Raw genomic sequence first — 21,002 nt, 5'->3', positions numbered from 1 at the left:
AAGAAAAAATCATAATTTTGCTTATCAGCACTTGCAACCCGGTTTTTTCTTCGTATAATTCGCAGCCCTAACGACGTGAATCGTCTGTTGAAAGCGACATTAGCTCAGCTGGTAGAGCGCAACCTTGCCAAGGTTGAGGTCACGAGTTCGAACCTCGTATGTCGCTCCAAATAACAATTCGGTATAAGCGACACTAGCTCAGCTGGTAGAGCGCAACCTTGCCAAGGTTGAGGTCACGGGTTCGAACCCCGTGTGTCGCTCCAATCACTTGGTTAACCGCAAGTGTGGCGTTACATATAGCGCCGTCTTTAATGCTGTGAAGCATCATCTCTAGCATCAAATTCACACCTAACGTACTTCCTCTGGAAGCGGCGTATTGGCGTGCTTTTAATTACTAATGCACAGCTTTATCCACAAGACTCGTTTTGTGGATAACTTGGTTGATGAATTCTGTAAAGCCCGCCATGCCGGTGATCTTGTCAGCAAGCACGAGGACGATGTTGTACACCGGAAATAAACACCATTTCTCTCTATTTAGCTGAAAATAAAGGGGAATAGTGTATTTTTTTCCAGGTTAACTAATGCTTTTCCACAGTGTTATTCACTATCGTGATCTTGCTCGCTTAATGCCCTGCCTATGTGTTTAACTATCAAAAAGTGCACCATAAACACACATTGCTTAATAGTTTTCCACATAATGTGAATGGCGTCATCTTTCTGCTATTTAACAGTGCTAAGCATCTCGCGGTAACCCTTTTTCAATGATGCGCACCAGGCGGCGAGTGCCGGTGGGGAGTACGGCCACATCAATGCGCTGTCGTTTGCTTTCTTGCTCACCGAGCGCCCACTCTATATGTTCATCAACCAATGCATCCTCTCCATGCCGGGCTCGTAAGCTCGCAACGATCTCTGGATCATAAGGCGCGTTGCCCATCGCGATAGCAAGATTGCGTCGCCACTTTTTAATCCCAATACGACGAATGGCCGACCCTTGCGTTAAGGATAAAAAAGTGTCCTCATCCCAATTAAAAAGTGTGGTGAGCGGCTGTTGATCAAGGCTAGGGCGACAGTGAAAGTCGGCTTCTAAGGTGAGTTCAGCCTCGCGGTTGAATGGACAAACGAGCTGGCAGTCATCGCAACCGTAAATGCGGTTACCTATCGCGTGGCGAAACTCCATAGGGATCACACCATCATATTCAATGGTGAGGTAGGAAATACAGCGCCGGGCATCGACCACGCCTTCCGCAACAATCGCTTGGGTTGGGCAGCTCGTCATACAAGCAACGCACTTGCCACACTGATTATCAACGGGAGTATCCGTCGGTAAAGGGAGATCAACCAATAGCTCGCCGAGGAAAAACCAGGATCCCGTTTCTTCGTTAAGGATCAATGAGTGTTTACCTGTCCATCCCAACCCTGCTTTTTCTGCCAACGGACGTTCTAAAATAGGTGCCGAGTCGACAAAAGGACGATAGCCATAGGGACCAACCTCGGCTTCGATTTGCTGCCCCAGCTTTTTCAATCGGTTGCGGATGAGTTTGTGATAGTCGCGCCCTAAAGAATAGCGACTCACATAACCTAAACGTGGATTGGCCAATGTGGTGGCAAATCCCGCTTCTGGTGGTAAATAATTCATGCGTACACTAATCACGCGTACCGTACCAGGCACCAACTCCTCTGGGCGCGCACGCATCATGCCATGTCGCGCCATCCACGCCATCTCACCGTGATAGCCATTGTCGAGCCAACGTTGCAGTTGCGCCTCATGTTGCTTGAGATCAACATCCGTGATCCCAACATGCTGGAAGCCTAGCGCTTGTCCCCATTGCTTGATACGTTGGGCTAATTGGTCGAAATTAATCGATGCATCGGGCGTGGGTTGCGACATAGCGGTAGATCCTGAGGCCTTAAGTGGTGCAGTACAATCAATGGAGGCAGTTGATGGCGACAAGTTTACCACAGAGTTTCTATCGTGCAGAGCAAGTTCGTGAAGGCGAACAGGCTGTCGCGCGTGCGTTGGATATTCCTATGTATCAGCTGATGTTAAGAGCAGGCCAAGCCGTCTTTGATAGTATCAATCAGTATTATCCTAACGCGGCACGGTTATTGATCGTCTGTGGTGCGGGCAACAACGCCGGCGATGGTTATGTGATTGCTCGGTTGGCGAAATCAGCGGGATTAAATGTCACCATATGGTCATTGGTCGCGCCAGAAAAACTTAGTGGCGACGCGGCAACCGCTTGGCAAGAGTGGCAAGATTGTGGTGGAAGCGTTATTAAGACCCAGCCTACCGTCACGCAGTTTGATGTCATTGTCGATGCCATGTTGGGCACCGGTTTATCGCGCGCGGTTGAAGGCGATTTTGCCCAAGCGGTCAGGGTGATTAATCATTGCCACGTGCCAGTGGTGGCGGTTGATATTCCGTCTGGCTTATGTGCCAACAGTGGCTGTGTAAAAGGTGTGGCAATCGCAGCGGATATAACGGTTACCTTGATTGCATTAAAACAAGGCTTATTAACCGGGCAAGCGGTCACGCATCGCGGTGAACTTATTTTTGCTGGTCTCAATGTAGCAACAGCCTTTGCACGTCAAGCGGAACCGGCTGGGCAGCTGATCAGTGACGATATCAAAACGCAATGCCTCCCGCCCCGAGCGCGCAGTGCACATAAAGGGCAATTTGGTCGCGTTCTTTGTTTAGGCGGCGACCATGGTATGGCCGGTGCCGTGACGCTTTGTGCCCAAGCTGCGTTACGCACTGGCGCCGGCCTCGTCAAAGTTGTGACGCAAAAAGACCATACCTTGATGCTCGTCACGCGTCAGCCTGAGCTAATGACGCAAAGCTGGGCGCCGGGCCAATCATTAGGTGATGCCTTGTCTTGGGCCACCCATATTGTTATCGGCCCTGGACTTGGCCAGAGTGCGTGGTCGGATGCACTCTGGACCATCGCCCTCTCGGCACGGTTGCCTAAGGTTGTTGATGCGGATGGATTAAATAAATTAGCGCGGCAACCCCAACACCGCGACGATTGGATTCTCACGCCTCACCCAGGCGAGGCCGCTCGCTTATTGGGCTGTGAAGTAAAAGAGGTGGAACTCGATCGTTTTGCCGCCGTCAAAGCGATACAAACACGGTATGGTGGTGTCGTTTTGCTTAAAGGGGCAGGAACGATCGTATATGATGGCACGGATTATGCTGTTGCAAATGTGGGCAATCCTGGCATGGCGTCTGGGGGAATGGGCGATGTTCTCTCGGGGGTAATCGGTAGTTTGTTGGCGCAAGGCGTTGATTTATTCTCGGCGGCAACATTGGGTTGCTACCTTCATGGTAAAGCGGGTGATTACGCCGCTCAGGCCGGTGAAAGAGGATTGCTCGCCAGCGATTTGTTTCCCTATTTGCAGCAGTTAGTGGATTAGAGAAACGCGCCTGGTTCAGTAATCAGAGCAGTTTATGACATAAATAACAGACGAGATCCCAAAGTAGTATGACCCAGACTTTTATCACTCAGTTGACCGATGCGGATCGCACGGTGGCTTTCGGCGCGGCACTGGCGCGTGCTTGTACGCAAAGTACAACCTGCTATCTACATGGCGATCTTGGTGCGGGAAAGACCACGTTTTGCCGCGGTTTTATCCAGGCGATGGGGCATACCGGTAATGTCAAAAGTCCAACCTATACCTTGGTTGAACCTTATGAGCTAACACCTTGGCAAGTGTATCATTTCGATCTCTACCGTTTGGCGGATCCAGAAGAGTTGGAGTTTATGGGGATCCGAGATTATTTTAATCAACAAGCGCTGTGCTTAATTGAATGGCCAGAAAAGGGAGAAGGCTGGTTACCGCATGCCGATCTGGATATCACTCTGCGTTACGACGGTGAGCAGCGCAACCTTATTATTGATGCCAATAGCGCGGCAGGCCTGGCTATTATCGACCGCCTAGAATGGGAAGACTAGCATGATGTGGCAGCGGCTTTGCATCTTGATGATAGCCAGTTTGTTGAGTGCAACAAGTTGGGCCAACAAAATCGAAAATATTCGGGTGTGGCCGGCACCGAATGAAACCCGGGTGGTGGTTGATCTCGCTGAAAAGGCGGATTTTAGTTATTTTTCTTTAACACGTCCGGACCGACTTGTGGTCGACTTGAAACAAAGTCAGCTCGCCACCGGCTTGCCAAAGCAGGTTAAAGGCAGCGATATTCTGACTAAAATCCGCAAGAGCAGTCCCCCTGATGCCAGCACGTATCGACTGGTTTTTGAGTTAAAAAATGACGCTAAGCCGACGATATTTTCTCTCGCACCGGGAGGCGAGTATGGCCACCGTTTAGTGGTTGATTTACCGCATGCGCAAAAAGTGGATAAGAACAAACCGACACTCTCGGTAGCGGAAAAGAAGCGGCGTGAGACGGTCGCGGCTTTACCCTTTGGCACTGAAGACATTGTCGTCGCGATTGACCCCGGGCACGGCGGTAACGATCCCGGCGCCATTGGGCCGCGTCGCAAGCAGGAAAAAGATGTCAATCTTGCCATTGCTAAACAAGCGGCTGCACGCATCAATGCGGTGCCGGGAATGCGGGCCGTCTTGACCCGTACCGGTGACTATTTTGTTGATTTGAATCAGCGTTCTGAAATCGCACGCAAACACAAAGCCCATTTACTCGTCTCAGTGCATGCCGACGGTTTTCATCAGCCACAACCTCGAGGTGCCTCGGTGTGGGTGCTCTCACGCCGTCGAGCGAACAGCGAAATTGGTCGCTGGATTGAAAAACATGAAGAGCAATCCAACTTGTTAGGTGGTGGCTCTTTGCTCGCACAAAATAACGAGGACGAATATTTAAGCCGTGCGGTGTTGGACTTGCAGTTTAGTAACTCGCAAAAAGAAGGCTACAACGTCGCGACTCGGGTGCTTAAAGAGCTGGGTAAAGTGACCAAGCTGCACAAATCGAGCCCTGAGCATGCGAGTTTGGCCGTGCTCAAATCGCCGGATATCCCGTCTTTGTTGGTAGAGACCGGATTTATTTCTAATCCGCAAGAAGAGCGTTTGTTATTCCAACGAGGGCATCAACGTGGTTTGGCGAATGCCATTTATCACGGTATTCGTAATTATTTTGAACGCTTTCCTCCTGACGGCACCTTGTTTGCCGCGCGCAAAAACGGGGTAAAACACAAAGTCAGCCCGGGACAGTCCCTCTCAGTTATCGCCAAACAGTATCAAAGCTCAATAGCTGCGATAAAATCGGCGAACGGCTTAACCTCAAGCACGCTGCAGGTGGGACAAGTGCTATCAATTCCAAATGTCGATGTGGCTAAGTTAGCCGGTAAAGTCGAGCGGGCATCCACACAAACCCTGACTCATACCGTGAGCCGAGGCGAATTTCTCGGTAAAATCGCCGAGCAGTATCAAGTCTCACTGAGCACGCTTCGCCAAGCGAACAATCTCAAGTCCGATACCCTTTGGGTCGGGCAAAAACTGAAGGTCCCTGGTGCGACATCACCGGCCATCAAGCACAAAGTGAAACGCGGTGAATACCTCGGTAAAATTGCCAGTAATTATGGAGTGACGATCGAAAGCTTACGTCGTGCCAATGAACTCGGCTCAGATACTCTGGCGGTCGGACAAACCTTAATTATTCCAGGAAGCTGATATGGCGATTGAGATATTACCCGCTCGACTCGCCAACCAAATCGCCGCGGGCGAAGTGGTCGAGCGGCCAGCATCGGTGGTTAAAGAGCTGGTGGAAAACAGTATTGATGCCGGCGCAACCCGTATTGACGTCGATATTGAAAAAGGCGGCAGTAAGCTCATTCGTGTCCGTGATAATGGTGTTGGGATCAGCAAAACAGATTTACAGCTGGCATTAAGTCGCCATGCGACCTCCAAAATCCACAGCCTGGATGATTTAGAAGCGATCATGAGCTTGGGCTTTCGGGGAGAGGCGTTAGCGAGTGTGAGCGCCGTTTCGCGCCTTACCATTACCTCTCGCCCCGCGGAACAGCAAGAAGCGTGGTCAGCCTTTGCTGAAGGACGCGATATGGCCGTTAGCGTGAAACCGGCAGCGCATCCGGTGGGTTGTACCGTGGAAGTGGTGGATTTATTTTTTAACACGCCAGCCCGACGTAAGTTCTTGCGTACCGATAAAACCGAGTTCAGCCATATTGATGAGTTGCTGCGACGTATCGCTTTGAGCCGATTTGATATTACCATTAACCTGCGCCACAACGGCACGCAGGTTCGCCAATATCGGCGTATCCCTGAAAGGGGAGATCCTCTACGTCGCCTAAAAGCCGTCTGCGGGCAAAAATTTGTTGATCATGCGCTGCGGATTGACTTGACCCATCACGATATGGCGCTGCGCGGTTGGATATGTACCCCTGATGGCGCGCGGCAGCAAAACGATATGCAGCATTGTTTTGTGAATCAGCGCATGATGAAAGATAAATTGATCAACCATGCTATCCGCCAAGGGTATGAGCAAAGCTTGGCGCCCGATCAGTATGCCGCTTATGTGCTTTATATCGATGTGGATCCGCATCAGGTAGACGTGAACGTTCATCCGGCGAAGCATGAAGTCCGCTTTCATCAAGCACGGCTGGTGCATGACTTTATTTATCAAGCGATTTATGACGGGCTGCAACAATCATCGTTACCCATCGACGAGACGGTCAATCCAGAGACCGGCGAGGTCAGAGAGACAGTGTCTTATCAACCTCGAGCATCGGCCGTGGCAACCGACCATTCCTACCAGCAAGCGGTGAATGCCTTTCCCGCTTATCCGGGGAAACAGTCAACCGAGTCGTCACGGCCAGCAAAAGGGCAAGCTTCGCGCGCTGACCGTTCGAGTGTGCCTTCCAAGCAAGCGACCCAAGCCTATCAAAGGTTAATGACGCCGCGAGCCGCCGTTCACACTGACGATGCCAAGGATAAGGCGACATCGAGTGAGCAGTCGCCTTCGCCGGTTAGCGTAAGCACGTGTATGGCACCAGCTAAGATAGTGAGTGGCCAACCTGGTTTGGGAAAAGTACTCGCGGTGATTGACCAGCATTATGTGCTGATGTCGTGGGGTGAGGATTTATGGTTAGCTGATCATCATCGGTTAGAAAGCTGGCGTCATCAAGGGGCGTTACAACCAGCCTTGGCGGAGGGATTAGTGACTCAGCCTTTATTAATTCCACAACGTTTATCCGCGTCTGTATCCGAATGTGATGCGATTAGCCACTATCAAACGTTACTGGGGCAATTTGGTATTCATATTCGGGTAAAAGGCCAGCAGTTAATGGTGATGTCTGTGTGCCAACCACTGCGGCAACAGAATCTGCAAGCCTTTGTTCCAGCCCTGCTGAACTTTTTAGGCGGCTTAGACCCCAGCCAATCTAATCCGGATCACCGTGCGAACCTGTTGGGTTGGCTGGCAAAGCAGTTGACAGTTGCATCGGATCCAGTCAGCCTTGCGCAAGCGGTACAGACCGTATCGGAAATTGAACAGTATTGGCAGGGTGAGGCGTTGGAAAAAGGGCGACAACGCTTGTTTACGCGCCTCGACCTAACCTCAGCAATAGAAGCATTACAACATGACTAATCCGCTGCCTAAGGCCATTTTTTTGATGGGGCCAACCGCCTCGGGAAAAACGGATCTGGCCATTGCATTACGCAATACCATGCCGGTTGAAATTATTAGTGTTGATTCGGCCTTAATTTATCGAGGGATGGATATTGGTACCGCCAAGCCAACCGCTGACGAATTAGCACAGGCGCCGCATCGCCTCATCGACATTCGAGATCCCGCTCAGGCTTATTCCGCAGCCGACTTTCGTGAAGACGCCCTCACAGAAATGAAGAAGATCGTGTCGAATGGCAAGATCCCTCTGTTGGTTGGGGGCACCATGTTGTATTTTAAAGCGTTATTAGAAGGGTTATCGCCATTACCCAGTGCGGATCCTAGTGTGCGTGACGCATTAGAAAAAGAAGCGCAGCAGCATGGCTGGGAAGCGCTTCATGCACAGTTATGTGATATTGATCCTGTTTCTGGTGCGCGGATCCATCGCAACGATCCGCAGCGGATTATGCGGGCACTTGAGGTGTACCGTATCAGTGGACAAACCCTGACCGCATTGACGGAAAAAAAGGTGAACCTTTGCCGTATCAGGTACACCAATTTGCAATAGCGCCTCAGGAACGAGGTGAGTTGCATCGCCGCATTGAGCTCAGATTTGACAAAATGGTTGAAGCGGGCTTTGAAAAGGAGGTACGTACACTGTTTGAGCGAGAGGATCTGCATCCCGATCTGCCCTCGATCCGCTGTGTTGGATATCGCCAAATGTGGGATTATTTGGCCGGACGTAGCACCCATGATGAAGCCGTTTACCGTGGGATTTGCGCGACGCGCCAGTTAGCCAAACGTCAGATAACTTGGCTGCGAGGCTGGGAAAATGTGACGTGGCTTGACAGTGACGCGCCGTCACTGTCTTTACAAACGGTGACAAAAGCGTTGACGGCAGGGACGGAAACTTGATGTATACTGTCACTGACAAGGACGCTGCTTAACCGCGACATTGACTACAATTACAAACAAATAAGGAAAAGAACTAATGGCTAAGGGGCAATCATTACAAGACCCATTCCTAAATGCGTTACGTCGTGAGCGTATTCCTGTTTCCATTTACCTTGTGAATGGCATTAAGTTACAAGGGCAAATCGAATCGTTTGATCAGTTTGTGATCTTGCTGAAAAACACCGTGAATCAAATGGTGTACAAGCATGCCATTTCTACTGTGGTGCCGGCACGTGCCGTGAGCCATCACAATAATAACCAAGGGGCTGGAGAGCGTCCACAGGGCGATCGTCAGCAAGAAAAACCTGAGGAGTGAGTATTCAATTGCTAAGGAGTCTTTCGCTTGTTTGACCGTTACGAGGCCGGTGAACAGGCTGTACTCGTTCATATTAATTTTACCCATGATGGCGAGTGGGATGATCTCAGTGAGTTTCAAATGCTGGTTTCGTCCTCGGGTGTCGACGCCTTGCAAGTTGTTGTCGGCAGCCGTCAGTCTCCTCACCCGAAATATTTTGTCGGCGAGGGAAAAGCCCAAGAAATTGCAGAGACCGTGCAGCATGTCGGGGCCGATGTGGTGATCTTCAATCATACCTTGTCTGCCGCCCAAGAGCGTAATCTGGAGCAGAGATTTAAATGTCGAGTATTGGACCGAACAGGCCTCATTCTCGATATTTTCGCGCAGCGTGCACGTACGCATGAGGGTAAATTGCAGGTTGAATTAGCGCAGTTACGGCATCTTTCTACCCGACTCGTGCGTGGCTGGACCCACCTTGAACGTCAGAAAGGGGGGATCGGTTTACGTGGCCCAGGGGAAACCCAGTTAGAAACGGATCGTCGCTTATTGCGTGATCGGGTAAAAGCGATTTTGCGTCGGTTAGACAAAGTGGCCAAGCAGCGCGAGCAAGGACGACGTGCGCGAGCGCGTGCCGAGGTACCAACGGTATCGCTGGTGGGGTATACCAATGCGGGTAAGTCGACGCTGTTTAATCGGATTACCGAAGCTGGCGTTTATGCAGCCGATCAACTGTTTGCTACTTTGGATCCGACCTTACGTCGGATTGAAGTCGAAGATGTCGGCACCGCGATTTTAGCCGATACCGTCGGTTTCATTCGCCATTTGCCACATGATTTGGTGGCGGCGTTTAAAGCGACATTGCAAGAAACGCAAGAAGCGAGCTTATTGTTGCATGTGGTTGACGCCAGTGATGAGCGATTGAGTGGCAACATTGAGGCTGTTGACAGCGTGCTCGAAGAGATTGAAGCCGATGATGTGCCACGTCTACTTATCATGAATAAAATAGATAGTCTGGATCAGGCTGAGCCTCGTATTGAACGAGACGACGAGGGCGTGCCGAAAGCCGTATGGGTTTCAGCCTTGTCGGGGCAAGGTATTGCGCTCATCTTTGACGCGCTGACCGAGCGTTTGGCCGGTACCATGGTGCGGCATCGATTACGACTACCGCCAAATCTAGCGGGTCGGATGCAAAGTAAATTTCACCAGATGCGATGCATTGTCAGTGAAGAATACCAAGACGATGGGCATCTATTAGTCGATGTTAGGCTGCCGCAAACAGACTGGCATCGGTTAGAAAAAAGAGAAGGCAACCAGCTTGGCGACTTTATCGTCAGTGAATAGGCTGCTAGAGTAAAAAATTATCGTCAGATCAATTTGATGGAGTGCGCGAATGGCGTGGAATGAGCCAGGAAACAATGGCGGTCCCGACAAAGACCCCTGGGGGAATCGTGGTGGCCGTAATCAAGGACCACCCGATCTTGATGAATTGTTTAATAAACTAAGCCGCAAACTGGGTGGCTTTGGTGGCCGGAAAGGCAAAGGACCTTCTTTCGGTGGCGGAATGGCGGGGCTAGGTGTCCTCGCACTCATCGGTATTATCGTATGGGGTATTTCCGGTTTCTATACCATTGGCGAAGCGCAGCGTGGTGTGGTGCTTCGGTTCGGTCAGTATGATCGTGTCGTGCAACCTGGCCTTAACTGGAAACCGACGTTTGTTGATACCGTGAGAACGGTTGATATGGAATCAATCCGCTCGCTAAACAGTTCAGGTTTGATGCTGACCAAAGATGAAAACGTGGTCAACGTCGAAATGGATGTCCAATATCGCGTGATGGATGCTCAGCAGTATCTCTACAGTGTCACCAATGCTGATGACAGCTTGCGTCAAGCAACGGATTCAGCGCTTCGTGCGGTCGTGGGTGATTCTGTGATGGATGATATTATCACTCGAGGTCGTCAAGCAGTGCGTGAGCGCACCCAAGTTGAGTTGAATCAGATCATTGATAAATACAACATGGGCTTGATTGTTGTCGACGTAAACTTCCAGTACGCACGACCACCAGAGCAGGTAAAAGATGCCTTTGATGACGCCATTGCAGCACGTGAGGATGAAGCGCGCTTTATTCGTGAAGCAGAAGCGTATCGTAATGACGTCTTGCCAAAGGCAACGGGTCGAGCCGAAACGCTGAAAAAAGCCGCATTGGGTTACAAAGCTCGTACGGTCAATGAAGCAGAAGGTGAAGTCTCTCAATTCGAAAAGCTGTTGCCAGAGTACATTGATGCGCCACGCGTGACACGTAATCGCCTGTATATCCAAACTATGGAACAGGTGTACAGCAGTACAAGTAAGGTGATGGTGGATTCGCAAAGCGGAAACAGCAACCTCTTGTATCTCCCGCTGGATAAGTTGATGGGAGGGGCAGCCGTTGGGCCTAACCAGCGTAAAGAAACGTCGAGCAGCCAGTATGGCATTGAGCTGGAGCAAAGCTCTCAGCCAAAACAGCCTGAATCGGCGCCGCGTTCTGGTTCATCACGTGAAGGGAGATACTAAGCATGCGTAAGATGATGATCCCGGTTATAGTCTTAGCGGTCGTGATATTTTTGATGTCGATCTTCGTGGTGAGTGAAGGTGAACGCAGTATTGTGATTCGCTTTGGACGTGTCCTGAAAGTGGATAACGAGATCGCGAAAATCTATCAGCCAGGTTTGCACTTTAAGTTGCCGTTGTTTGACCGAGTGAAGACCCTCGACGCGCGCATTCAAACCATGGATGACCGTGCCGATCGCTTTGTTACTGCAGAGAAAAAAGATGTCATTATCGACTCTTATCTGAAGTGGCGAATTAAAGACTTCGGTCAATACTACCTTGCCACAGGGGGCGGTAATAAGATCACCGCTGAGTCGCTGCTGCAACGTCGTATTTCTGACGGTCTGCGTGCCGAAATTGGTAACAAGACCATCAAAGAGATAGTGTCTGAAAAGCGCGACCAAGTCATGGAAGGTGTGTTGGAGCGTGCCGCGGGTGAGGGGATACGTGATTTAGGGATTGAGCTGATTGATTTGCGTATCAAGCGTATCAATCTACCAAGCGAGATCAGTGAATCCATCTATGCCCGTATGCGTGCAGAGCGTGAAGCAGTGGCGCGTCGTCATCGTGCTCAAGGTCGTGAGCAGGCTGAAATTATTCGTGCACAAGCAGAACTTGAGGTAGCCACTATTCTCTCTCGAGCAGAGCGTCAGGCGCGAATCACACGCGGTGAAGCAGACGCTGAAGTGGCGCAGCTTTTTGCCCGTGCGTTCAAGAAAGAGCCTGAGTTCTATAGTTTTGTACGTTCGCTACAGGCCTATCGCGAGAGCTTTGACAGCAAGGGCGATATGCTGATTGTTGATCCGAAAAGTGACTTCTTCAAATACATGAAGCAGCCAGATGTGATCGACCAATAAATCGTTATCACCGACAGAAAAGACAAGGCATCGTGCCTTGTCTTTTTTTTTATCGGGTATAATGATTGCGCACAGTAGAGTTCAACAAAGGAGAAGGAATCATGATGACATTCTGGGGGGCGCTCGCGCTGGTATTAATTGTCGAGGGGCTGGGGCCTATGTTATTCCCCAAGCAATGGCGACAAATGGTGACCGAGCTGAGTCAGCAGCCGGATAATCAGTTGCGACGTATCGGAGGATGTTTAGTGGTGATTGGCGCCGTATTCGCCTATTCCATCTTAGGTTAACAACGCGGCTGTCAGCTTGACGTGACAAACCCATGGAAAGAAAACGACAATACGGTTAAAAAATAACTGCAACCGAGTTTTTAAGGTGCTAGAATCCTTTTTTAACTAGCTGCATATCGAAGAAGATGGGTAATAACGTAGTCGTTCTCGGCACCCAATGGGGTGACGAAGGTAAGGGAAAGATCGTTGATCTTTTGACTGAAGATGCAAAATACGTGGTTCGCTATCAAGGCGGTCACAACGCAGGTCATACTCTTGTCATTGACGGTGAAAAGACCGTCCTACACTTGATTCCTTCTGGTATCCTCCGCAACAACGTTAAATGCATTATCGGTAATGGTGTGGTGCTGTCGCCAGACGCTTTACTGAAAGAAATGGGTGAGCTGGAAGCACGCGGCGTGCCCGTGCGTGAGCGCCTATTCCTATCAGAAGCGTGTCCTTTGATCCTGCCTTATCACATTGCGTTGGATGCAGCGCGTGAAAAAGCGCGTGGCAAGAAAGCCATTGGCACCACAGGCCGTGGTATTGGCCCAGCGTACGAAGACAAAGCGCGCGCCGTGGTTTGCGTGTGGGTGACCTATTCGATAAAGAAGCCTTTGCCGAAAAGCTGAAAGAAGTGATGGAACTCCATAACTTCCAGCTAGAGCACTTCTATAAAGTCGAACCTGTAAGCTATGAAGAAACTTTAGCGAAGGTCATGGAGCAAGCAGACATCCTCACCGGTATGGTGATTGATGTCACCCAAGAGCTCGATGATGCGCGTAAACGTGATGACAAAATCATGTTCGAAGGCGCACAAGGCACCTTGCTAGATATTGATCACGGCACTTATCCGTATGTGACCTCCTCAAACACTACCGCTGGCGGTGTGGCTGCAGGCTCTGGTTTTGGTCCTCGTCATCTTGGTTATGTGCTGGGTATCGCAAAAGCCTATTGCACGCGAGTAGGGGCAGGTCCGTTCCCAACAGAACTTGATGACGACATTGGTATGCATCTAGGTACCAAGGGTGCGGAGTTTGGTGCAACCACGGGTCGTAAGCGTCGTTGTGGTTGGTTTGACGCGGTGGCTATGCGCCGTGCCGTGCAGATTAACTCGGTCTCGGGTTTTTGTTTGACCAAACTGGACGTGATGGACGGCTTGGAAGAAATCAAAATTTGTACCGGTTACAAGATGGCTGACGGCACCATGGTAGAGGTATCACCATTGGCTGCGGATGCGTACGCAAACATCGAGCCTGTTTATGAGACCATGCCGGGTTGGAGCGAAAACACCTTTGGGGTGAAGTCACTCGACGAGTTACCACAAGCTGCACTTGATTACATCAAGCGTATTGAAACCTTGACTGGCGTGCCGATTGATCTGATTTCAACTGGCCCAGACCGTAATGAAACCATCATTAAGGTTCATCCTTTCGAGAGCTAATGCTTGCGCGAAGACAAACCATGAAGCCAGCGTTTAACGCTGGCTTTTTTTTTCGCTATTGGATGAAGTTGGAACCCAGATCGCCTGGAAAGCGGAAAAAACTTGCCGCCTTTGCTAAAGTCACTAAGCAGGGTGCCGATACAAAAAAGCACACGGTTAGCGCGCGCGTTGCTGTTGGGTTTCTTGGTTGAATAGCGAGTAGGCATGAAGTTTCGAACGCTGAGTTTTTCACTTTTACTAACGGTAACGACGTTGGCAACAGCAACCGCTAGAGCGGATGTGGGGCCAGCGGTGCCCTTGTATGAAGAAAGTGAACTGATCGCCTTATTTGAGACCAACTCACACCTTGAGCGTGTAGAACAAGATGAATGCCAACTCGTACAAGACATCGAAGTACGGGCAACACGTGTGGGATCTCCCGCCTATGAGTTCTTGTACGGCGATATGTTGGCGTGGGGCGTATGCGTTGATCAAGATGCCGAGCTCGGTGTGTATTACATGAAACAGGCTGCGCAGCAAGGGTTACCTGCGGCATTGGAGCAGCTAGGGCGATACTATGCGAATGGGACCTTGGTGCAGCAAGATCAACGACGCGCGATTCCTTACCTGCGCGAAGCCGCTTCACTGGGGGATACCCGCGCGCGAATTCAACTGGCCGAGTTGCTGGTGGATGACGTCGGTTCACCGCTTGATTATGAGGATGCTTATCGCTGGTTATATCAGACCATTACCGCAGACTCTGGCACGCGTGATCGTATTGCCGAATTACGCTCAGCGCTTGAAGCGCGAATGCCTCAGAATATTATCGCTCGCGCTAAAAGACGCACCAGTTACTGGTAACCACCAGCCTCTGACTGTAGGCGATTTTATCGTCAAAATCCGCTATACTCCCTTTACTCATCTGTTCCCAATCTGATTTGATATGGCCAGTTCGCCATGTTCCTCTCGTTGCCTACAAGCAAAGCGCTGAAACAAAACGTCAAACTGCGATCATCGCGGCGCAATCGCGACAGTTAACAGATATAATGAAATCAACATACGCCAATAGGAAAAGGTCTATGTCGCAAGACACAGGTTCGACAAATAATACGCCAAACAACATCGCTGCGGATCCACACCAGGCCCGTGAAGCTGAAAAATATGAAAATCCGGTTCCCAGCCGAGAGCACTTGCTGGAAGTGATCCGCAGCTTTAAGGCGCCAGTGAGCCGCGACAATCTGTTTACCCATCTCGGTTTAGACGGCGATGATCAGTATGAAGGTTTACGTCGACGCCTGCGTGCGATGGAGCGAGATGGTCAACTCGTGTTTACTCGGCGTAAGTGCTATGCCTTGCCCGAGCGTCTGGATCTGATTAAAGGGACCGTCATTGGTCACCGTGATGGTTTTGGCTTCTTGCGCCCTGAAGGGAAAGGCAATCATGACGATTGGACGTTACCGTATCATCAAATGCGTAGCGTGATGCATGGCGATGTCATTTTGGCGCAAGGTGTTGGCACCGATAAGCGCGGTCGCCAAGAAGCCCGTGTCGTGCGAGTGTTGGAAGCACGTCAAGGCCAAATCGTTGGGCGTTATTTTGTCGAAGACGGTATGGGCTTTGTCGTGCCAGACGATAGTCGCCTGGGCCAAGATATCGTGATTGATAAAGATCACACTCAGGGCGCGCGTATGGGCAATGTAGTGGTGGTTGAGATCATGCAACGTCCTACTCGCCAAACCAACCCAATGGGTAAGATTGTTGACGTGCTGGGCGAAAACATGGCGCCGGGCATGGAAATTGAAATCGCGATGCGCACCCATGATATTCCTCATCAATGGCCGGATGCCGTGCTCAAGCAAGTTAAAAGTTTGAACGAGGAAGTGCCGGAAAAAGCGAAAGAAGGCCGCGTTGATCTACGCGATCTGCCGCTGGTGACCATCGACGGTGAAGATGCCCGTGACTTTGATGATGCGGTCTACTGTGAACGTAAACGTTCTGGTGGCTGGCGTTTGTGGGTGGCAATTGCCGATGTTAGTTACTATGTGCGGCCTGATTCTGCGCTGGATAAAGAAGCGCAAAACCGCGGTAACTCGGTGTACTTCCCCAACCAAGTGGTGCCCATGTTACCAGAAGTGCTTTCCAACGGCCTATGCTCGCTCAATCCACAGGTTGATCGTCTATGTATGGTCTGTGAAATGACAATTTCTGAGTCAGGCGCACTATCCGGCTACAAGCACTATGAAGCGGTGATGAATTCACATGCGCGTTTAACCTACACCAAGGTGTCTAACATCTTAGAGGGTGATGAGACCTTGCGAGAGCGTTATCACACCTTGGTTCCACATCTAGAAACCTTGCACGATATGTACAAGGTGCTCAGTGGGGCTCGCCAACAACGCGGCGCCATTGAGTTTGAGACGGTGGAAACCCAATTTATTTTCAACGCACAGCGTAAAATCGACCGTATTGTGCCGGTGGAGCGCAACGATGCGCACAAGATCATCGAAGAATGTATGATCCTTGCCAACGTCGCCTCTGCGCGTTTTGTCGAGAAGCACAAAGAGCCAGCATTATATCGTGTTCACGAAGCACCGGGTGAAGAACGTCTTAGTGGCTTTAAAGATTTCTTAGGCGAGTTAGGCTTAAGCCTGAGTGGCGGCCTAGAGCCGACGCCGAAAGATTACGCGGCACTGATGCACGTGGTCCATGGTCGCGCGGACAGTGAGCTTATTCAGACCATGTTGCTCCGCTCGATGAAGCAAGCGGTGTATCAAGCGGATAACCAAGGTCACTTTGGTTTGGCATTAAAACAATACGCCCACTTTACCTCGCCTATTCGTCGTTATCCGGATTTGCTGTTGCACCGTGCACTCAAATACTTGATTGCCAAACAAGCGGGTAAAAACCAAGACCGTTGGACCCCGACCGGTGGCTACCACTACTCATTTGACGATATGGATGTGCTCGGCGAGCAGTGTTCAAAAACCGAGCGTCGCGCCGATGATGCCACCCGTGATGTGTCGGATTGGCTTAAATGCGAATATATGCAAGATCACGTTGGCGATGAACTGGAAGGCGTGATTGCCAATGTCACCGGTTTTGGCTTCTTTGTTCGCCTCAATGAGCTGCATATCGATGGTTTGGTTCATATCTCCAACCTAGATAACGACTATTACCGTTTTGATATGGTAGGTCAGCGTCTGGTGGGCGAAGGCTCTGGCCGCGTGTTCCGACTTGGCGATCAGGTAACGGTTAAAGTGCTGTCAGTGAATCTTGATGAGCGACAAATTGACTTTGAACTGGTAGGCTCTGAGCGCAAAGCCCGTCGCCCGGGTAAAACCGAACGCGATAAGCGCAAAAAAGGTCGTGCGGAGTCGAATAAAGATCCGCAAGCGCGCCGTGAGCGAACCTCGGTACGCCAACAGCTTAAACGTGGCGCAGTGCCCAGTGTTGAAGGCGATAAGGCGCCGGCGGATAAGCCAAGCAAAAAGAGTAAAGTAAAGTCGCCTGCGCAAAAAGCACGCAAGAAAAAGGCGAAAAAACAAAAAGCCGAAGCGGGTAAGAAAAAGAAGTAAATCATGAGTAGTGAAGTTATTTACGGCATTCATGCCGTCCAAGCGATTTTAGCAACCGATCCTTCCCGCTTTATTGAAGTGATGGTATTAAAAGGGCGTCAAGACGAGCGTTTGGTCCCCGTGCTCAATGACATTGCGATGCTGGGCGTGAGTATTCAGCAAGTGGGCCGCAAAGCGTTAGACGACAAAACTCAAGGTGCGTCGCATCAGGGGATTGTTGCCCGTGTCAAACCGGGTCGTCAGTACAACGAGAATGACTTGGAGGCGATCCTCGCTAATACCGAGAACCCTTTGTTGCTGGTACTTGACGGTGTCACCGACCCGCATAATTTGGGGGCTTGCCTGCGCACTGCCGATGCAGCCGGAGTGAGTGCGGTCATCGTTCCGAAAGATAAATCTGCTCAGCTTAACGCAACGGCCCGCAAAGTGGCCTGTGGCGCAGCTGAAGTGGTGCCTTTGGTGCGTGTTACTAACTTGGCGCGTTCAATGCGGACGCTCAAAGAGCAGGGCGTGTGGTTTGTGGGCACGGCCGGTGAAGCCGATCATGATGTTTACGACACCAAATTGGTGGGGCCGCTAGCCTTAGTGATGGGCGCGGAAGGAGACGGCATGCGCCGTTTGACCCGTGAAACCTGTGATGAGCTGATCCGGATCCCAATGGCGGGCAGCGTGTCGAGCTTGAACGTGTCCGTGGCAACTGGTGTCTGTTTGTATGAAGCGGTGCGTCAGCGTCGTTAAGTGCCTTGTCTCTTGTCCACCGTTGAAGAAAAACGCCCCTGTTGGGGCGTTTTGTCATTTTGGGAAGTGAACAATCGTTACAGTAATTGCCAGACCGCGGCGCTGCCCGGCTTTTCGCCTTGCGTCCACCACTTGGCTTGGTAGCGTTGGTTGTTATATTCAACCTCATCGCCGCCGGAATAAGCGACGGTCGCTTGCCATTCACTGCTTTGGTTGGCTTGGCTATCCCCGACACGCTCCCATGGCCCGCCTTGGTCTGGGCGCTGACCCTTGGTCCACCACTTGGCGCGATACTCAACCCCTTGATACAGGACGCGATCGCCGCCGACATACACGGTGTTTTCATCCCACATTGGCAAGCCACTGGTCGGCGTCACGGTCACTGTGAATTGCGCTTGCGTGGTTTTGTCGCCATCGCTGACCTCTACTGTAACCACATAGTCGCGATTCTCCGTCACGGTGGGCGCGGTCAGCGTCACCTGATCATCGGTGCCAGAGACGGCCAGATCGCCGGATGCACGGTAGGTGTAGCTGAGTGTATCGCCATCTGGATCGTTCGCCTCAATCGTCACGCGGGTTTGCTCACCGCTTTTCAGGCTCACTGGGGCGATAGGCGCCACGGTAGGGGCTTGGTTTTCACCCGGAACCACTACCTTAATAGTCGTGCTGGTCTCGGCATTGGCTTGACCGTCCGAGACTGTCACCGACAGGGAATAGTCGGTGCTGGTGCTCACATCGGGGGCGGTCACCGTGACCGTGTCTGTGTCGCTATTGGTCAGGGCCAACGCGGCGTCACCTTGCCAGCGATAGGTCAGGGCATCGCCATCCCGATCGCGCCCATTGGCCGCAATGGTTAATGATTCTCCCGGCGCCAGCGTATAGCTTTGTTGTGCGATACCCACAGTTGGGGCGTTGTTGACTGGCGGCTGACCATCCTGTGCTAAGCCTTCGTGCATCGCATTGAGGATATCGCCATTGTCGGCATCGATTTCCCAGGCAAACAAACCGGCGAAGTTGTGATTGCGCACATACTGGCCTTTGGCTTTGACCGATCGTGGGTTGTCGTAAGTGACCAGCTTGCCGTTGTCAGGGTTCCAAATGTAGGCCGCTTCAGCTTGCTCATCATAACCGGTTTGAAAGCCATTGATGCCGTTACCCGCGCTGCCGAGCATTGATTTGACGACGCCTTTGTAGTCAATTACGCCCGCTTCCCAAATACCATCAGCGGTGCTGCCTTTGATCGGGCCGTTACCGGGCGCGGTCATCGGGTTGCTAGGATCGGTTGCATTGGCAGGGAAAACGCCTTCCCAACCACGACCGTACATCGCGGTACCGATCACCATTTTTCCGGTGGCACGCCGCTTTCTAGCAGTAATTGCACGCCATTATCGAGCGTGTAGGCCGGGCCTTTGCGAGGTTCGCCGTTGTCATCGACACCGGTACCATCACATTCCCCCGCGCTCATATGGCTGCCACAGTAAATGGCAGTTTGGTGGCCGGTGACATTATTCCATGCACCGAAAAAGTCGTAGGTCATGGCAAAGATGTAATCCATGTACGGCGCGCTGGCGCTGTAATCGACGTTAGCGATTTTGTCATAACCGGCACCGACGGCCGAGGTGAGTTGGTACTCACGGCCCGTGTCGGCCTCGAGCTCATCCAACATCGAGCGCAGCTCACGCATTAAGGCCGCGTAGGCTTGGCTGTCTTTATCTGGATTGCCCAAATCTGGGTTGGCACCACCACCGCCTGGGTATTCCCAGTCAATGTCGACCCCGTCATAGAATTTCCAGGTTTGTAGGAACTCTTTCATCGAGGCGACAAAGACGTCACGGTTGGCCTTGTCGGTGAAATCATAGAAGGGGTCGGATAGGGTCCAGCCGCCAACGGAGGGGAGAATTTTCAGATCAGGGTAGCGCTGCTTGAGCGCCATCATTTGCGCGTAGGTGCCACCTATCGGATCTTTGGCCGGTGTGCCGGGCAGTTTTTTCTGAATCGCCGCCCATGGGTCATGGATTGCCACTTCATAGTCTTCTGAGCCTTGGCAGGCGAGCTCCAGCGCGCGCAAGCTGTTGCCATTTTCGATGCTGCCCAATGACTCATTGGGACCACAAATGGGGATAAAGCCATATAAGATGTGGGTGAGGTTACCTGCTGGCACCTGGCTGACATCGAAGTTACGACCATAAATACCCCATTCGACAAAGTACGCGCCCACCACGGTATCAGGCTGTTTGGGGTAGTCGTTGTTGTTGGGGTCGACATTCATCGGCAGTGGGTCAAGATGGACGCCGTCGGTGTCTGCGATGACGATGGGTTTGGCGGCACTGGTCGCACACTGACCATCGACGCCCCCTTCACACAAGGCGAGTTTAAGCTGGTGACGACCGCCTTTGTCATAGGGGAAAGTGACTGTGCCGGATTGGGTGCCTGCCGGTAAAGTGCCTTGATTGACCACCTGATCGTCAAAGTACACCTTGTAGCTGTCACCGCCATCACCGGACCAGGCATTCCATTTAATTTCAATTTGGACTTCATCCACGCGCTGCACCAGATCTTTGTACGATCCGCGGCCATATTCATCGACTTCAACAAAAGAATAGTTTTGTGGCTTCCAGTCCAAACTTGGGGTTGAAGGGGCCGCCACGGCGTGGCTGGCGCCCAGTGCCCCAGCAATCGCCAGAGAGAGTAGGGTCATTGGCTTCATGTTTGCTCC

The 21,002-nt window shown here is 51.4% G+C and carries 13 protein-coding genes, 2 tRNA genes and 4 pseudogenes; 16 read left to right on the top strand and 3 right to left on the bottom strand.

What is annotated here, in order from left to right; genetic code table 11:
* Positions 1-93 precede the first annotated feature (93 nt).
* Positions 94-169, top strand: a tRNA-Gly gene (locus HLG76_RS03995).
* Positions 170-187: 18 nt separating this feature from the next.
* A tRNA-Gly gene (locus tag HLG76_RS03990) sits at positions 188-263 on the top strand.
* Positions 264-733: 470 nt separating this feature from the next.
* Here the strand turns inward: HLG76_RS03990 and queG are convergent.
* Positions 734-1,861, bottom strand: a complete 1,128-nt coding sequence (gene queG, locus HLG76_RS03985; protein ID WP_175993112.1) for a tRNA epoxyqueuosine(34) reductase QueG — start codon at positions 1,859-1,861, stop codon at positions 734-736.
* 80 nt (positions 1,862-1,941) lie between these two features.
* Here queG and HLG76_RS03980 point away from each other — a divergent pair, with 80 nt between their 5' ends.
* From HLG76_RS03980 to rlmB, 14 genes and pseudogenes are all read left to right on the top strand, one after another.
* The gene (locus tag HLG76_RS03980) at positions 1,942-3,414 is read left to right on the top strand and encodes a bifunctional ADP-dependent NAD(P)H-hydrate dehydratase/NAD(P)H-hydrate epimerase (protein WP_028569672.1); all 1,473 of its coding nucleotides are present in this window, start codon (positions 1,942-1,944) and stop codon (positions 3,412-3,414) included.
* Positions 3,415-3,482: 68 nt separating this feature from the next.
* Positions 3,483-3,953 (top strand): tRNA (adenosine(37)-N6)-threonylcarbamoyltransferase complex ATPase subunit type 1 TsaE, encoded by a 471-nt coding sequence (tsaE, locus tag HLG76_RS03975; RefSeq protein WP_021023475.1) that lies wholly within the window; start codon positions 3,483-3,485, stop codon positions 3,951-3,953.
* 1 nt (position 3,954) lies between these two features.
* Positions 3,955-5,640 (top strand): N-acetylmuramoyl-L-alanine amidase, encoded by a 1,686-nt coding sequence (locus HLG76_RS03970; protein ID WP_175993103.1) that lies wholly within the window; start codon positions 3,955-3,957, stop codon positions 5,638-5,640.
* Between the two features lies 1 nt (position 5,641).
* A complete protein-coding gene (mutL, locus tag HLG76_RS03965; protein WP_175993102.1) occupies positions 5,642-7,573 on the top strand; it encodes a DNA mismatch repair endonuclease MutL in 1,932 nt (643 codons plus the stop codon).
* Positions 7,566-8,506: pseudogene (miaA, locus tag HLG76_RS03960) on the top strand (tRNA (adenosine(37)-N6)-dimethylallyltransferase MiaA). The gene mutL and the pseudogene miaA overlap by 8 nt, the downstream one beginning before the upstream one ends.
* Before the next feature lie 76 nt (positions 8,507-8,582).
* The gene (hfq, locus tag HLG76_RS03955) at positions 8,583-8,861 is read left to right on the top strand and encodes an RNA chaperone Hfq (RefSeq protein WP_021023479.1); all 279 of its coding nucleotides are present in this window, start codon (positions 8,583-8,585) and stop codon (positions 8,859-8,861) included.
* Positions 8,862-8,888: 27 nt separating this feature from the next.
* The gene (hflX, locus tag HLG76_RS03950) at positions 8,889-10,181 is read left to right on the top strand and encodes a ribosome rescue GTPase HflX (RefSeq protein WP_077460015.1); all 1,293 of its coding nucleotides are present in this window, start codon (positions 8,889-8,891) and stop codon (positions 10,179-10,181) included.
* A 49-nt stretch (positions 10,182-10,230) separates the two neighbouring features.
* The gene (hflK, locus tag HLG76_RS03945; protein ID WP_021023481.1) at positions 10,231-11,391 is read left to right on the top strand and encodes an FtsH protease activity modulator HflK; all 1,161 of its coding nucleotides are present in this window, start codon (positions 10,231-10,233) and stop codon (positions 11,389-11,391) included.
* A gap of 2 nt (positions 11,392-11,393) precedes the next feature.
* Complete coding sequence (gene hflC, locus HLG76_RS03940; protein WP_175993101.1) at positions 11,394-12,284, top strand: protease modulator HflC; 891 nt, start codon at positions 11,394-11,396, stop codon at positions 12,282-12,284.
* A 98-nt stretch (positions 12,285-12,382) separates the two neighbouring features.
* Entirely contained in the window at positions 12,383-12,571 is a 189-nt protein-coding gene (locus HLG76_RS03935) for a DUF2065 domain-containing protein (RefSeq protein ID WP_028569675.1), read from the top strand.
* A gap of 125 nt (positions 12,572-12,696) precedes the next feature.
* Positions 12,697-13,994: pseudogene (locus HLG76_RS03930) on the top strand (adenylosuccinate synthase).
* Between the two features lie 204 nt (positions 13,995-14,198).
* On the top strand, positions 14,199-14,834 hold the full coding sequence (locus HLG76_RS03925; protein WP_021023486.1) for a tetratricopeptide repeat protein: 636 nt from the start codon (positions 14,199-14,201) through the stop codon (positions 14,832-14,834).
* 218 nt (positions 14,835-15,052) lie between these two features.
* Positions 15,053-17,548 (top strand): ribonuclease R, encoded by a 2,496-nt coding sequence (gene rnr, locus HLG76_RS03920; RefSeq protein ID WP_077660554.1) that lies wholly within the window; start codon positions 15,053-15,055, stop codon positions 17,546-17,548.
* A gap of 3 nt (positions 17,549-17,551) precedes the next feature.
* Positions 17,552-18,286 (top strand): 23S rRNA (guanosine(2251)-2'-O)-methyltransferase RlmB, encoded by a 735-nt coding sequence (gene rlmB, locus HLG76_RS03915; RefSeq protein WP_175993100.1) that lies wholly within the window; start codon positions 17,552-17,554, stop codon positions 18,284-18,286.
* A 77-nt stretch (positions 18,287-18,363) separates the two neighbouring features.
* Here the strand turns inward: rlmB and HLG76_RS15155 are convergent.
* Together HLG76_RS15155 and HLG76_RS03910 are read right to left on the bottom strand one after the other, a co-directional pair.
* Positions 18,364-18,477 (bottom strand): annotated as a pseudogene (locus HLG76_RS15155) (carbohydrate-binding protein); the annotation flags it as partial.
* A 48-nt stretch (positions 18,478-18,525) separates the two neighbouring features.
* Positions 18,526-20,993, bottom strand: a pseudogene (locus HLG76_RS03910) (glycosyl hydrolase family 18 protein); the annotation flags it as partial.
* Positions 20,994-21,002 lie beyond the last annotated feature (9 nt).

The organism is Salinivibrio sp. EAGSL (genome assembly GCF_013366455.1).
Classification (GTDB): Bacteria; Pseudomonadota; Gammaproteobacteria; order Enterobacterales; family Vibrionaceae; genus Salinivibrio; species Salinivibrio costicola.
This window is presented reverse-complemented; position numbering and strand designations above follow the sequence as displayed.

Excerpts from the sequence above, each read along its gene's own strand:
- HLG76_RS03980 (WP_028569672.1), top strand. The coding sequence starts at position 1,942 with ATGGCGACAAGTTTACCACAGAGTTTCTATCGTGCAGAGCAAGTTCGT.
- tsaE (WP_021023475.1), top strand. The coding sequence starts at position 3,483 with ATGACCCAGACTTTTATCACTCAGTTGACCGATGCGGATCGCACGGTG.
- HLG76_RS03970 (WP_175993103.1), top strand. The coding sequence starts at position 3,955 with ATGATGTGGCAGCGGCTTTGCATCTTGATGATAGCCAGTTTGTTGAGT.
- mutL (WP_175993102.1), top strand. The coding sequence starts at position 5,642 with ATGGCGATTGAGATATTACCCGCTCGACTCGCCAACCAAATCGCCGCG.
- hfq (WP_021023479.1), top strand. The coding sequence starts at position 8,583 with ATGGCTAAGGGGCAATCATTACAAGACCCATTCCTAAATGCGTTACGT.
- hflK (WP_021023481.1), top strand. The coding sequence starts at position 10,231 with ATGGCGTGGAATGAGCCAGGAAACAATGGCGGTCCCGACAAAGACCCC.
- hflC (WP_175993101.1), top strand. The coding sequence starts at position 11,394 with ATGCGTAAGATGATGATCCCGGTTATAGTCTTAGCGGTCGTGATATTT.
- HLG76_RS03925 (WP_021023486.1), top strand. The coding sequence starts at position 14,199 with ATGAAGTTTCGAACGCTGAGTTTTTCACTTTTACTAACGGTAACGACG.
- rnr (WP_077660554.1), top strand. The coding sequence starts at position 15,053 with ATGTCGCAAGACACAGGTTCGACAAATAATACGCCAAACAACATCGCT.
- rlmB (WP_175993100.1), top strand. The coding sequence starts at position 17,552 with ATGAGTAGTGAAGTTATTTACGGCATTCATGCCGTCCAAGCGATTTTA.